The organism is Bradyrhizobium sp. USDA 4510 (assembly GCF_054059095.1).
In genome coordinates, this window is record NZ_JBSSBT010000001.1 from 6,752,780 (window position 1) to 6,764,816 (window position 12,037).

Annotated in this window: 15 protein-coding genes; 7 read left to right on the forward strand and 8 right to left on the reverse strand. The window is 64.9% G+C overall.

Annotated features, from left to right (window positions below; translation table 11 throughout):
* Nucleotides 1-53: 53 nt before the first annotated feature.
* The 4 genes from msrA (at nt 54) to ACVMDN_RS31500 (ending at nt 2,081) form a co-directional block, all read left to right on the forward strand.
* A complete protein-coding gene (gene msrA, locus ACVMDN_RS31485; protein ID WP_076829991.1) occupies nt 54-770 on the forward strand; it encodes a peptide-methionine (S)-S-oxide reductase MsrA in 717 nt (238 codons plus the stop codon).
* A gap of 21 nt (nt 771-791) precedes the next feature.
* Entirely contained in the window at nt 792-1,205 is a 414-nt protein-coding gene (gene msrB / locus ACVMDN_RS31490) for a peptide-methionine (R)-S-oxide reductase MsrB (RefSeq protein WP_057017314.1), read from the forward strand.
* A gap of 196 nt (nt 1,206-1,401) precedes the next feature.
* Nucleotides 1,402-1,566 carry a DUF3309 family protein gene (locus tag ACVMDN_RS31495; RefSeq protein WP_016844323.1) on the forward strand — a complete coding sequence of 55 codons (165 nt, stop codon included), beginning with the start codon at nt 1,402-1,404 and terminating at the stop codon, nt 1,564-1,566.
* Between the two features lie 224 nt (nt 1,567-1,790).
* Entirely contained in the window at nt 1,791-2,081 is a 291-nt protein-coding gene (locus tag ACVMDN_RS31500) for a hypothetical protein (protein ID WP_016844322.1), read from the forward strand.
* A 63-nt stretch (nt 2,082-2,144) separates the two neighbouring features.
* On the opposite strand, the gene ACVMDN_RS31505 is transcribed toward ACVMDN_RS31500, so the two are convergent.
* The 5 genes from ACVMDN_RS31505 to ACVMDN_RS31525 all read right to left on the reverse strand — a co-directional run bounded on the left by ACVMDN_RS31505 (nt 2,145) and on the right by ACVMDN_RS31525 (nt 7,044).
* Nucleotides 2,145-2,693 (reverse strand): DUF4112 domain-containing protein, encoded by a 549-nt coding sequence (locus ACVMDN_RS31505; protein WP_076829988.1) that lies wholly within the window; start codon nt 2,691-2,693, stop codon nt 2,145-2,147.
* A gap of 93 nt (nt 2,694-2,786) precedes the next feature.
* Entirely contained in the window at nt 2,787-3,155 is a 369-nt protein-coding gene (locus ACVMDN_RS31510; protein ID WP_244558901.1) for a Crp/Fnr family transcriptional regulator, read from the reverse strand.
* A gap of 378 nt (nt 3,156-3,533) precedes the next feature.
* Nucleotides 3,534-3,968 carry a DUF5413 family protein gene (locus ACVMDN_RS31515; RefSeq protein ID WP_028343492.1) on the reverse strand — a complete coding sequence of 145 codons (435 nt, stop codon included), beginning with the start codon at nt 3,966-3,968 and terminating at the stop codon, nt 3,534-3,536.
* 197 nt (nt 3,969-4,165) lie between these two features.
* Nucleotides 4,166-5,716: a hypothetical protein gene (locus tag ACVMDN_RS31520; RefSeq protein WP_456782586.1), complete on the reverse strand. Its 1,551-nt coding sequence runs from the start codon at nt 5,714-5,716 to the stop codon at nt 4,166-4,168.
* Between the two features lie 35 nt (nt 5,717-5,751).
* Complete coding sequence (locus ACVMDN_RS31525) at nt 5,752-7,044, reverse strand: adenylosuccinate synthase (protein WP_076829982.1); 1,293 nt, start codon at nt 7,042-7,044, stop codon at nt 5,752-5,754.
* 347 nt (nt 7,045-7,391) lie between these two features.
* Here ACVMDN_RS31525 and ybaK point away from each other — a divergent pair, with 347 nt between their 5' ends.
* Complete coding sequence (gene ybaK / locus ACVMDN_RS31530; protein WP_076829980.1) at nt 7,392-7,874, forward strand: Cys-tRNA(Pro) deacylase; 483 nt, start codon at nt 7,392-7,394, stop codon at nt 7,872-7,874.
* 53 nt (nt 7,875-7,927) lie between these two features.
* On the opposite strand, the gene ACVMDN_RS31535 is transcribed toward ybaK, so the two are convergent.
* The 3 genes from ACVMDN_RS31535 to ACVMDN_RS31545 are packed head-to-tail and all read right to left on the reverse strand — an operon-like array spanning nt 7,928 to nt 10,165.
* A complete protein-coding gene (locus tag ACVMDN_RS31535) occupies nt 7,928-8,131 on the reverse strand; it encodes a hypothetical protein (protein ID WP_244558900.1) in 204 nt (67 codons plus the stop codon).
* A gap of 53 nt (nt 8,132-8,184) precedes the next feature.
* Nucleotides 8,185-9,549: a cytochrome P450 gene (locus ACVMDN_RS31540; RefSeq protein ID WP_246786783.1), complete on the reverse strand. Its 1,365-nt coding sequence runs from the start codon at nt 9,547-9,549 to the stop codon at nt 8,185-8,187.
* Nucleotides 9,509-10,165, reverse strand: a complete 657-nt coding sequence (locus ACVMDN_RS31545; RefSeq protein WP_076829968.1) for an acyl-homoserine-lactone synthase — start codon at nt 10,163-10,165, stop codon at nt 9,509-9,511. Before ACVMDN_RS31545 ends, ACVMDN_RS31540 begins: the two co-directional genes overlap by 41 nt.
* Before the next feature lie 81 nt (nt 10,166-10,246).
* On the opposite strand from ACVMDN_RS31545, the gene ACVMDN_RS31550 reads away from it, so the two are divergent.
* Nucleotides 10,247-11,020: a helix-turn-helix transcriptional regulator gene (locus tag ACVMDN_RS31550; RefSeq protein WP_016842683.1), complete on the forward strand. Its 774-nt coding sequence runs from the start codon at nt 10,247-10,249 to the stop codon at nt 11,018-11,020.
* Between the two features lie 412 nt (nt 11,021-11,432).
* The gene (locus ACVMDN_RS31555; protein ID WP_076829965.1) at nt 11,433-11,819 is read left to right on the forward strand and encodes a hypothetical protein; all 387 of its coding nucleotides are present in this window, start codon (nt 11,433-11,435) and stop codon (nt 11,817-11,819) included.
* The last annotated feature ends 218 nt before the right edge of the window (nt 11,820-12,037 follow it).

Consider the following 12,037-nt stretch of genomic DNA (forward strand, 5'->3'; position numbering starts at 1 on the left):
CAATGCCGGCTCCCGCTCTAGACTGGCCCCAATTGCGATCCCACGAGGAACCCATGCCCAAAAGCTCCCTCAGCCGCCTCTCGCTGTGCGCCGCCGCGATCGGCGCGCTGGCCGTCACAGCTTTTGCCGTTGCGCCCTCGCTTGCCGCCGAGGACGCCGTGATCATCCCGGCGCCGGCCGCGAGCGCGCCGGAATCCGGCATCAAGACCGCAGTGCTGGCCGGCGGCTGCTTCTGGGGTGTGCAGGGCGTATTCCAGCACACCGCCGGCATCGTCAGCGCGGTGTCCGGCTACTCCGGCGGCAGCAAGGCAAGCGCCGATTACGAGAAGGTCTCGACCGGCACCACCGGCCATGCGGAATCGGTCGAGATCAAGTACGACCCGCAGAAGATCTCCTACGGCAAGATCCTGCAGATCTTCTTTTCCGTCGTGCACGACCCGACCCAGCTGAACCGGCAGGGCCCGGATTCCGGCACGCAATATCGCTCGGCGATCTTCACCACCAGCGACGAGCAGAAGAAGGTCGCGGACGCCTATATCGTCCAGCTCAACGCGGCCAAGGTCTACAAGAAGCCGATCGTCACCAAGGTCGGCGCGCTCGAGGCTTTCTATCCGGCGGAGGGCTACCACCAGGACTATCTGACGCTGCACCCGAACCAGCCCTATATTGCGTATAACGACATCCCGAAGGTCGAGAACCTGAAGAAGATCTTCGCGGAGAACTACGTCGAGAAGCCGACGCTGGTGGGCAGCACCAAGGTCACCAACTGAGCATCTCGCAAAGGAGGTTGAATGTCCGATACCAAGACCGACGGCAAGGTCCGCAAGAGCGAGGCCGAGTGGCGCAAGGAATTGACGCCGATGCAGTACGCCGTGCTGCGCGAGAAAGCGACCGAGCGGCCCTTCACCGGCGAATACGAGCATGATCCCCGCAAGGGCACCTATGTCTGTGCCGGCTGCGGGCAGACGCTGTTCGAATCCGACCAGAAGTTCGATTCCGGCTGCGGCTGGCCGAGCTTCTCCAAGCCCGCGGTCGAGAGCCATGTCGACGAGGAGCGCGACATGAGCCACGGCATGATCCGCACCGAGGTGCTGTGCTCGAAATGCGACGGCCATCTCGGCCACGTCTTCAACGATGGCCCCGGCCCGACCGGCCTGCGCTACTGCATCAACTCGGCGGCGCTGAAGCTCGACGAGAAGAAGTGACGGCGCCCACCACGCCGCGCCCCACGCGACCAACAGGCCGGTCGCGTGGGGCTTTGTTTTGGCTCCGGCCCCAGCAACATCCTCGTGGATCGGCAAACGGCCTTAACGACTCGCAGGCCGGAATGTGCTTTGCTCGGTGTTCGCGGGGCCGTAGGCGTCTCGCCGTGCGGCTGCCGCCTGTTCTGAGGAGGGCGCCATGTCGCTTGGACTGATCCTCATCATCCTTTTGCTGATTATCCTGCTGGGCGGCTATAGCGGCCGAATTCGCGGCTATGGCTATGGCCTCGGCCACTCCGGAATGGGCCTTTTCGGGGTGATTTTGATCGTGGTCGCGATCCTGGCCTGGCTCGACAAGATTTGAGAGCCGTAAGTCATTGAAACAAAATGACTTATCTGGCCGGTGCCGGTGCTATGCGCGGATTCAGCATGTGCCCTGTCAGGGGCTCTTCTGGGGTCGCATTTTTGTCAAAGAGGCCTATATTAGGGGTCGAAATGACATGTACGGCGCGCCGCCGATAATAGGCCGCCGTCCCCCAAAATCCCTTTCGCAACGCCAACTGAAAAGAACACAAGAGGTCGTCGACCATGCGTCCCCTGCGTCCGTTCAACTATAACACATCCGCCGAACTGTTCCCCGCCGCGATCCGCAAGAAGAAGCGGGCGGGTTTCGCCTACCGCCGTTTCGGCACCGCTGCCGAGGCCGTGCAGTTCGCGATGGAGCAGCTGCCGGCGGACTCGCTGAACGGCGCCTATCTCCAGGTCGAGGAAGCCCGTTTCGACCAGAACGGCATCCGCTCGCTCTATGAGAGCGAGGCCTTCCCGCTGCCGCGTCGTCCGCGCCCGGCCGCCAGCCAGACCGACGCTGACGCCGCATAAGCTTTCTGCTCTTCGCTCAACGAAAAGCCCTCGGATCGATCCGGGGGCTTTTGTTTTTGAGGGTCACAATCTCGGCTGCTTGTCGAGCCAGCGCCGCAGCATCCGCACATTGCGGATATTGGCGCGGAACATGACGTCGAAGGCATCGCCCGCCACCGGCACCATGCCGATCACGCCGTCGACGGCGACGTTGGCGAGCATCCGCGCAGTGATGTGCCAGGGCGCGCCCAGCAACCGGGCCTCGCGCACCAGCCATAGCGAGATCGCGGTGGTGATGATATCGCCGACCACCGGGATCAGGCCGATCAGCCCGTCGATGCCGTAGCGCACATTGGTGCCCGGCACGATGAAGGCGACGTCGAGCAACTTTGCGATCGACTCCAGCCGCTGCAGCCGCTGCTCGCGAGTCAGATTGCCGAACGGGTTGGCGGTGGAGTTGCGGAAGTCGAACTGAAAGCCTTCCTGAAAACCTTGGAACTGCGGATGCAGCGGGCCATCGGCGAGCTCGCGCCCGTCCTGGTCGATGACCTTGCCGCGCGCCTGCGCGCCGCCAAAGGGCGGCCGCGATCGCGCGGCGTGGGGCGTGAAGATGTCGTCCTCGGTCATGGCCATCACATGGTAACGCAGGCAGGCGGTTCAAGTTGCGTCACATTACCACTGTGTCACCTTCAAGGCCTGTTACCTCGACGCTCTGCCGTGCTCGCTTCAGTAGACGCCCTTGTTCATCGTTCTGAGCCGCTGCGCCAGCGTCCTCATCACCTTCAGGGCAAAATGCGGCGTCTGGCTCACGAGGAAGAGAAACTGCTTTTCCGAGACCGGGACGAGTTCGACATCCGTGAGCGCCGTGGCGGTCGCACTCCTTGGCCCATTGTCGATCAACGCCATCTCGCCAAAGATCGTGTCAGGCGCGAGGTCCGCCATGGTCTTGTTGCCGACCTGAATGCGCACATAGCCGCTCTTGATCACGAAGAGCTCGTTGGCCTGCTCCCCCTCGCGAAAAATAATGCCGCCGGCTCGGACCAGGCGCGTTTCGATACTGTTGCCCGTCAGAAGGCTGAAGCTTGCATCTGCCACTCGAAATTCCTTTCCCCGAATCCGAAACGCAGATCCCGTACGTCCCGGTCGTCTGCAGCAACGGCTGAAATAAATGCGCGAACACAGAATGGAGCAGGCCCGGGATCGGCATCGCCACTGCCCCGGGCGGCCGCGGGTCGCGAGGACGAACGCGGACATGACATTGGGACTACGTTTGCATGACGATGATGTGACAGTTGTGTGAAGGTAGCCGGACCTCCGGCGTCTCGCGCGCTGATACGATTACTGCAAGGGGCGATCTATTCCGCGCCGGGCGTTGAGCGCGGCCCTTGTCCGATCGCGACGTGCTCATTTCGCGGTTGGGTCAGAAGTCGCCGAACGCGACTTCTGCTTTTCCCTTGGTACTGAGCACCTGCCCTAATGCTGGGAAGCCGGCTGCGCCGGCGCGTGCAGCTCTTCGGCATATTTGTGCGCCAGCCAGGACGTGATCACGCCCGGGATGAAGCCGACCATTCCGTACAGGATGAACTGCACCGCGCCGCTTTCGGAGCCGTGCGAGGCGTAGGTCAACGCCGCGCCGACGAACGCCACCGCACCAACGAGCAGCATCCGCACCACCGGCGCGATCCGCCTCACATGCATCAGGATGTCGTCGATCGCACCGAACATCAGCGACGGCACGATGCCGAACAGATAATTGTATTGCAGCGACTTCACGAACACGACGAGCAGCTTGGTCACCTCGCCGCCGCTGGTCTCGGTCCAGTAGCCGGACTGATAGGTGGTCATGAGCAGCAGCAGGAAGCCGCCGATGAACGGCCCGATGGCTGCGAAGATCAGATAGCGTTTCATGGCGTGCCCTTGCCCGACGTCAACCAAGTGTAACGCGGTCGCGCGACGGTTCTAGGGAAAAATCGAAAGTCGCGGCGATGTTCCGGAGCTCTGCACGTCGATGCGCTGCAACAGCCGCTGATCTTGCTGCGATACGGAATCGCCCGGACGAAGCCGGGCGACGACATTGCTGGCGACCGGGGCGAGAGCTAGGGCCGCTACTCACCCCACGCCGCGAACGCCTCGTTGAAGGCTCGCTCGCCGGGGGCGCCCTTTTCGATCGCGATGATGGCGCGGCGCTGGTTGGTGTAGACCAGCGGCACGTCGAACCACGAGCGCTCCTTCAAGAGTTGCAGATTGCGCGAGCGGTCGGCGTCGACATTGGAAAGGCCGACCAGGAAGAAGCCGTCGGTGACCTTGACCGCGAGCCCGGCCAGCGGCGTGCCGCGCGCCTGCTCGTTGGACTTCATCAGGATGCCCGGCACGTTGCCGACGCCGCCATTGGCGAAGTCCTGCGGCAGGATGAAGGTCAATTCCGCGGTATGGCTCGCCGGCAGCGATGAATCGGTGTTGCGGCGGAACGACATCGTCATCTTGAACTTGCGATCGGGAATGTCGATGTCGGCGCGCACGGCGATGTCGGGCTTCTGGTTGCCCGATCCCTTGACCTGCTCGGTGCGCCAGACCACCGAACCGACATACTGCTTGCCCTTCGGATCCGACGGGTCTTCGTCATACAGCACCACGCGCTGCGCCACCGGGGCGACCGTCTCGCCCGACGACGAGGGCTGGCCGACGCGGTCGGTGATCTTCTTGCTCGCAGGCGTCGACGCGGCATCCTTCGGCGCCTCGACCGGGGCCGAGGATTTGAACAGGCTGCTGACAAGGGTCATGGCCTGCTGCCGGAACAGGATGCCGGTGCCGACCAGGATCAGCAGGATGCCGATCACGATCGCGGTCTTGAACGGGAACATCGACCCGACGCGCGGCGGCTTCTTCGGCTCGCGCTCGCCGTTGCCGGCCCGCGACCGCTGCGGCGGCGGACCTTGCGGCGGCTGCGGGGTGTAGCGCTCGGCCTCCTCGATCGACTCGTCGTAGGAATACGGCGCCTCGGGATCGCCGCCGCGATTCTCAAGGCTCGGCTCGAGCCGATCGAATTCCGGCGAGGGCGACGGCACGTTGGCGTAGGTCTTGCGCGCGTTGCGGCTGGCTTGCGCCGCGGCACGGCCGAGATCGTCAGCATCGGCGGTGATGTCGCGGAAGCCGCGCACGCCCGGCGCGGCCGGCGGCACCGGCGGCGGCGCGCCTTCCGGACCGCGGCGGGGCGGGCCCGGCCGGGCCGGCGGCGCCTGGGTCTCGGGCGGGACCGGCGGGTTTTGCGGCCGCGGCGGGGCCGGCGGCGGCGCGTCGGGGCGCAGATTGCGCGGCGGACGGGGTTCGGCCGGGGGCCGCGGGCGCGCGGCAGTGTCGGCGGGACCGGGCTCGGGCGGCCGGGCATTGGCGCGGCTGCCGCGGACAGCGGCAGCGCCACCGGGACGCGAGGCCTCGCGGGCGCGCTGCGCGGCCTCGGACTCGACCTTGCGAACCGCCTCTTCCAGCGACAGCCGTTCGCGGGTGATCTCGGACTCGGAGAGCGGCGGCTGCACGCCGCGGAGCTGCTGGATCAACGCCGTTCGCGCCCGCGCATACAGCGCACGGCGGGCTTCGCCGGGGGCGTTGGGGTCCAATCCGGCGATGGCACGGGCGATCAGCGGGTAGTAGTCAGCCATTTCCACACAATTGGAGGGATATAGGTAATATCCCGTTAAGCCTCGAACGGATTCTGTACCAGAATAGTATCTTCACGCTCCGGGCTGGTGGACAGCAGGGCGATCGGACACCCCACCAGTTCCTCGACCCGGCGAACGTACTTGATGGCCTGGGCCGGCAGGTCCGCCCAGGACCGCGCATTGGCGGTCGGCTGTTTCCAGCCCTCGATGATCTCATAGATCGGCTCGACCCGGGCCTGCGCGCCCTCGCCCGCCGGCAGATGGTCGATTTCCTTGCCGTCGAGCTTGTAGCCGATGCAGACCTTGATGCTGTCGAACCCGTCGAGAATATCGAGCTTGGTCAGCGCCAGCCCGGCAATTCCGCAGGTGCGGACAGTCTGTCGCACCAGCATGGCATCGAACCAGCCGACCCGGCGCTTGCGCCCGGTATTGACGCCGAATTCCTTGCCGCGACGGCCGATTTCCTCGCCGATCTCGTCGTTCAGCTCGGTCGGGAACGGACCCTGGCCGACCCGGGTGGTGTAGGCCTTGCAGATGCCCAGCACATAGCCGACCGCGCCCGGGCCGAGGCCGGTGCCGGTCGCGGCCTGCGCCGCCACCGTGTTGGACGACGTCACATAGGGATAGGTGCCGTGGTCGACGTCGAGCAGCGCGCCCTGCGCGCCCTCGAACAGGATGCGCTTGCCCTCGCGGCGCTTGAGGTCCAGCAGCCGCCACACCGTCTCGGCATAGGGCAATAGCTTCGGCGCCATCGCCGACAGCTCGCTCAGGATGCTCTTGCCGTCGATCTCCGCGAGGTTGAGGCCGCGGCGCAGCGCATTGTGATGCGCCAGCAGGCGTTCGATCTTGTGCGGCAGGGTGTCGAGGTCGGCGAGATCCATCAGGCGGATGGCGCGGCGGCCGACCTTGTCCTCATAGGCCGGGCCGATGCCGCGGCGGGTCGTGCCGATCGAGGTGATGGCGTTGGACGATTCGCGCAAGGCGTCGAGCTCGCGATGCAGCGGCAGGATCAGCGTGACGTTCTCGGCGATCCGCAGATTGTCCGGTCCGACCGCGACGCCCTGCCCCTTCAGCTTGGCGACTTCGTCGAGGAAGGCCTGCGGATCGAACACCACGCCATTGCCGATCACCGCGAGCTTGTTCGCCCGCAGCACGCCGGAGGGCAGCAGCGCCAGCTTGTAGGTCTCGCCATTGATCACGAGCGTATGGCCGGCATTGTGGCCGCCCTGGAAGCGCACGACGATGTCGGCCTGTTCCGACAGCCAGTCGACGATCTTGCCCTTCCCTTCGTCACCCCATTGGGCGCCGACGACGACAACATTGGCCATTGCGAAGATGTTCCCTTCAGGTGTTTCAGACCATGATCGCGGCGAAAACGCGTCCGCCCACAGCGACCTGCATTGATATGCCCAGCCTAAATCGCGGCGCCCGGCCGCGCGCACGCAAGGCGCCTACCGGATAAAGGAAGCGGCTCGGCTGCGCAAGCAAGAAGGGGCTCGTTTACGCCTTTTAGACGACCTACAACCCTTTGATATCCCCATTAAATTCCATGCTGCGCCCGGCTGCGCCGGGCTGGCGGGAATTTAATGTTACGGCAACGTGACGCTGGATCTGCTGTGGATTGATCGCAGCTCCTATTACGGCGATCATTCACCTAGATTAACCGGCAGGGTCCATGCCCAATTCCACCCAAGCGACGATGGCGCTGCGCAAGCTCGGCATTGCCTTCAAGCTTCACACCTATGTCTACGATTCCAGCGCCGAGAGCATCGGGCTGCAGGCGGCCGAGGCGCTCGGCGTCGACCCGAATCGCATGCTCAAGACGCTGATGGCGGAGGTCGACGGCAAACCGGTCTGCGCCGTGGTGCCGTCCGACTGCGAGGTCAGCATGAAGAAACTTGCCGCCGCCCTCGGCGGCAAGTCGGCCAGGATGATGCGCCCGGCCGATGCCGAGCGGCTGACCGGCTATCATGTCGGCGGCATCAGCCCGTTCGGCCAGAAGAAGAAGGTGCCGACCGCGATCGACGAGACCGCCCTCACCCACGTCACGGTCTTCGTCAATGGCGGCCAGCGCGGCCTGCAGATCGAGATCGATCCGAACGACGCCGCGCTTGCCGCCGGCGCCACGATGAAGCCGCTGGTGGCGACGCAGGACTGAACCTACGCGAGACCGATCCTGCGCAAGACTGATCCGAAGACCGGTCGCCGCGATCAATGCGAGGATTTGTCCCTCATGAACTCCGCGCCGACGAAGTCGGACAGACCGGATAATTCCTCCGCCGTAATATCGTTGACGTTGAGCCGCAGCTGCATGATCGCGAGGTCGAGCAGATGCGCGGCGAAGCTTGCGCCGGCCGCCCTCACGATGCTGCGCTGCTCGATCAAGACAGCGATGACGTCGCGCAAACTGCGCATTTGCACTTGATCCATGGCCCTTTGCCCGGCGCTGGCCGTTGTTAGCTGAGTTGTCATTGGGATACCGATTGTAGTGTGCTGATGGACGCCGCACCCACGGTTGGGATGTACGGCAGATGCTCGGCTTCGTCGCCGAGATGCGGGATGCGCGGGCGCATCTCGCGGATTTCGATGTCGATGGTCATCGGCGGGGGAATCAGCGTCACCGAGGCTTTCGGCCACGGCGCCGGATTCGGGCTGACGCCGGTGAAGCGATAGGCCGCGGCGATCTCGAGCGCGAGCAGTTGCAGCTCGAGCATCGCAACCCCCATCCCGGCGCAGGCGCGCGGACCGGCGCCGAACGGGATGTAGGCGTCGGTGTTGTAGCGCCGCGTCAGCAGGAAGCGGTCCGGATCCTCGAAATGCCTGCCATCGCGCTGCAGCTGCCAGGGGCAGATCAACAGCGAGGTGCCGACCTTGAGATCGCGCCCACCGATCGTCACCGGCTGCATCACCTCGCGCGAGAACCACCAGGCGCTGGGGTAGAGCCGGCAGACCTCCTTGACCAACGTCGCGCTCAGATTGGCGCGCTTCACCGCCTCGAGCCGCAGCTCGCCGTCGTCGCCGAGGCACTCCGCCGCCTCGTCGGCAATCTCGTCCATCAGGGCGGGATTGGTGGCCATCTGGTAGAACATCCACGCCGCAGTCGAACCTGTGGTGTGATGGCCGGCCAGCAGCAATGTCAGGATCTCGTCCTCGAGATCGCGATCGGTCAGGCCGAGCGCCTCGAGATCGCGCAGCGCGCTGCTCGAGCCGGCCTTGCGGCGCAGGCGCTGCACCACCGTCGACATCGCAAGCTTGGCGCAGATCCGGTTCTTGCGCCGCCGATACCAGGCCACCGGACCGAACGGCAACGCGCGGAACATCTCTTCCGCAAGATCGTCCTCGATCGCGCCCACCGCCTGAACCAGGGCTTCCTCGTCGCCGGACGACATCACCTGGGAGCCGAAGATCGCGACGCAGATCGTCCGCAGCGCCAGCATCGCGGTGACATGGTGCGGATCGAACGATCCGAGCCGCGCCAGGCTGGCGCCGACCGCGCGGATCTCGGCGCACATATGCGGCAGGAATTTCTCGACGCTGCCCTTGGCCATGTGCTTCTGCAGCACCGCTCGGCGCCGCTTGTGCTCCTCGCCGCTCAGCATCAGCGAGCTGCGGCCGAGCACCGGCGTCAGCTTCTTGATCAGCTTGCCCTTTCCGATGTCGGTCTCCGGCGCCTTGAGAATCGGGCGCAGCAGATCCGGATCGTTCACCAGGAACACCGGCGCGGGACCGAGCTGCAACGGCACCAGCCCCAGCGCGGACTCGTTGCCGCGCGTCAGCAGCAGACGCAGCGGATCACGCTGGAATGCTCGAACGTCCGAGAACATGTGAAGCATCGTGGATCTCCAATTGCCGTCCAAGATCGAGGAATTTGGTCAGGCCGGGATTGGCGGCGAGACCGAGCGGAATTTCTCCGGCGAGCGCCGTCAGCGGGCGGCCCATGCGATCATTGCCGATCACCTGCGGCGGGCCGTAGCGGCGGGTGCGGATGTCCATGCGGGTGAGAAAACGCTCATAGGAGAGGTCGGCCAGCGCCACCAGCGCCTTCGCTCCGCGCAGCTCGGCGAAGCGGAACATCAGCGCGTAGGTCACGCGTGCGGCCTGCGACCTCGCAACGTTCGGCAGCACGCCGAAACGGCTGATCTCCCAGGCGTCGCGGCTGCTCGGAAAGCGACGCAGCGCAAGCTGCGGGAACACCGACCTGGTGAGATAGGGATAATCGGTGCGGATGGCCCGGAAGCCGCCGACGAGCTCGACGCCGGAGAACAACAGGCAGTGCTCGGTATACCAGCAGTCGAACTGATCGCGTTCGACATCCCCGACCGTGGTCAGAAGCCAGCCGCAATGGTCGACGAACAGGCGCTTGCGCAGCCGCAACATCGCCCCGACATGCGCCGGATCAAGCTCTTCCCTGGTAATGAGGGCGTGGTAGCCGTCCAATGAATGAAGCATTTGTCCCTTCCTCCAAATGCGGGAACATCTGGAACAAAAGGGGTTAACTGTGGTACCCCCTAAAACCGGGGGTTTTCGTCAATGGGCCTGGTAGACGCGATTTCGACCATCGAGGCGTCGGATACCATCGACGAGCTCAGCTCGTCATTGCATCGCGTTGTCCAGAATTACGGCTTCTCGGGCTTTGCCTTTGTCGATGCCGGCCGGCCCGACCTTGATCTGCCCTATCATATCGGCACATTTCCCGATGCCTGGAAGCGAGCGTATGTGCAGAACGAGTTCGTTCATGCCGATCCGGCGCTGGCGCGGTCACGACGTACCAACACGCCGTTCAGCTGGAGCAGCCTGAAGCTGCCGGAGCGAAGCGGACGCAAGCGACCGCCCGAGGTCAAGACGATGGATGCCGCCCGGGAGTTCGGATTCAAGGACGGCTTCGTCGTTCCCTTCCACTATCGCGACCGGCTCGGCGCGGTGCATTCGAGCTCGACGGTGTTCTTCTGGGAAGACGAGCCGCGCGACTTCGACAAGCTGTTCGTCTGCCATCGCCATGAACTGCATCTGTTGATGATCTACTGGGTGCAGCGGGCGATGGACATCGTCAACCGCGACCAGCGCAACGCGCCGACCATCCTCAAGCCCGCGGACGCCGCCGAAACCATCAAGCTCACCGGGCGGGAAAAGGAAGTGATCGCCTGGGCGGCGCGCGGCAAGACCGTGGCCGACACCGCGCAGATCCTCGGCATTTCACCGGAGACGGTGGAAGGCTTCATCAAGCAGGCGCTGCGCAAGCTCGAGGCATCCAACAAGACCCATGGGGTGGCCAAGAGCATCGCGCTCGGAATCATCGATTTGTGAGCGGCGCCGCGCAGCCATGGCGGCGCTCCCGGGGCTGCCGCCATGCCGACCGCATCGCCCTGCCAGGACCAGACACCGCGATATGTGGCGCGGTCACACATCCGGTTGGGTTCATCTTCCCGATCGCCCCCTGATTGCATTCGCGCACGGTCTTGATAATAAGGGCCGTGGCCGGATGACGCTGATGCGAGCATCCCAGACCAGGGTGCGCACTCCGGTGCCCGTCCGGCGCGACTGCCCGGCCGGCGTCGAGGCGCGGATCATCCTGCACGTTGCCCGGTACGGCAGGACCCGTTGTCCAGCCGCTTGATCCGTAGAAGTCCCATCGCGACGAACCGCCGGTTCATTTGCTACCAACTTTTGTAGCGGAAATGCTGTCCACGGACCTAGCTGGAGATGGTCTGAACGCATCATGAGCACATCACAGGACGACCAGATCGACCAATTGGTGCAGGCGCGCTGGCGCGCCATCGGGCTGTCGCAGGCGGATCTCGCCGAGATCCTGTGCGCAGGGGCCTCCCTGCAAAAGAACGGCGTCGACGGCACGGTGAAGATCGATACCGGTCGCCTGGCGACGGTCGCCGAGATGCTCGGAATCGCCGCCGACATCCTCAATCGCCGGCCGGTCACGGCAGTGCCGACGCAAGCCGGCCAGACAGCGGAATCGCTGCAGTCCCTGCTCGAACTGCGCATGCTGCGGGTGTTTCGCGACGTGCAGGACCCCGACACCAAGCGGATCCTGATCGAGCTCGCCGAGCAGATCGTCAAGCGCCAGACCACGCCGCCGGAGACCGGCTAGGACCAAGCGTTCGATTCCCTGCGCGACCGGCCCGGGGCTGGCCCGGCCAGGCGCCGTCAGGCTGCCTTGGTGAGGGGGCCTTCGCGCATGGTCGCGATGCGTCTATCCCCATTGATGGAATGACGAAATCCGTGTCTGTGATCCGAGCCGGGGAGATCCATACCGGCCCGGCGGTGCCAGCCGGGCAGGCCGCGGCGTCGTGAACCCGGGCCCTCTTC

Coding starts and splice junctions, on each gene's coding strand:
- msrA (WP_076829991.1), top strand. CDS start 54: ATGCCCAAAAGCTCCCTCAGCCGCCTCTCGCTGTGCGCCGCCGCGATC.
- msrB (WP_057017314.1), top strand. CDS start 792: ATGTCCGATACCAAGACCGACGGCAAGGTCCGCAAGAGCGAGGCCGAG.
- ACVMDN_RS31495 (WP_016844323.1), top strand. CDS start 1,402: ATGTCGCTTGGACTGATCCTCATCATCCTTTTGCTGATTATCCTGCTG.
- ACVMDN_RS31500 (WP_016844322.1), top strand. CDS start 1,791: ATGCGTCCCCTGCGTCCGTTCAACTATAACACATCCGCCGAACTGTTC.
- ACVMDN_RS31505 (WP_076829988.1), bottom strand. CDS start 2,693: ATGGCCATGACCGAGGACGACATCTTCACGCCCCACGCCGCGCGATCG.
- ACVMDN_RS31515 (WP_028343492.1), bottom strand. CDS start 3,968: ATGAAACGCTATCTGATCTTCGCAGCCATCGGGCCGTTCATCGGCGGC.
- ACVMDN_RS31520 (WP_456782586.1), bottom strand. CDS start 5,716: ATGGCTGACTACTACCCGCTGATCGCCCGTGCCATCGCCGGATTGGAC.
- ACVMDN_RS31525 (WP_076829982.1), bottom strand. CDS start 7,044: ATGGCCAATGTTGTCGTCGTCGGCGCCCAATGGGGTGACGAAGGGAAG.
- ybaK (WP_076829980.1), top strand. CDS start 7,392: ATGCCCAATTCCACCCAAGCGACGATGGCGCTGCGCAAGCTCGGCATT.
- ACVMDN_RS31535 (WP_244558900.1), bottom strand. CDS start 8,131: ATGCGCAGTTTGCGCGACGTCATCGCTGTCTTGATCGAGCAGCGCAGC.
- ACVMDN_RS31540 (WP_246786783.1), bottom strand. CDS start 9,549: ATGCTTCACATGTTCTCGGACGTTCGAGCATTCCAGCGTGATCCGCTG.
- ACVMDN_RS31545 (WP_076829968.1), bottom strand. CDS start 10,165: ATGCTTCATTCATTGGACGGCTACCACGCCCTCATTACCAGGGAAGAG.
- ACVMDN_RS31550 (WP_016842683.1), top strand. CDS start 10,247: ATGGGCCTGGTAGACGCGATTTCGACCATCGAGGCGTCGGATACCATC.
- ACVMDN_RS31555 (WP_076829965.1), top strand. CDS start 11,433: ATGAGCACATCACAGGACGACCAGATCGACCAATTGGTGCAGGCGCGC.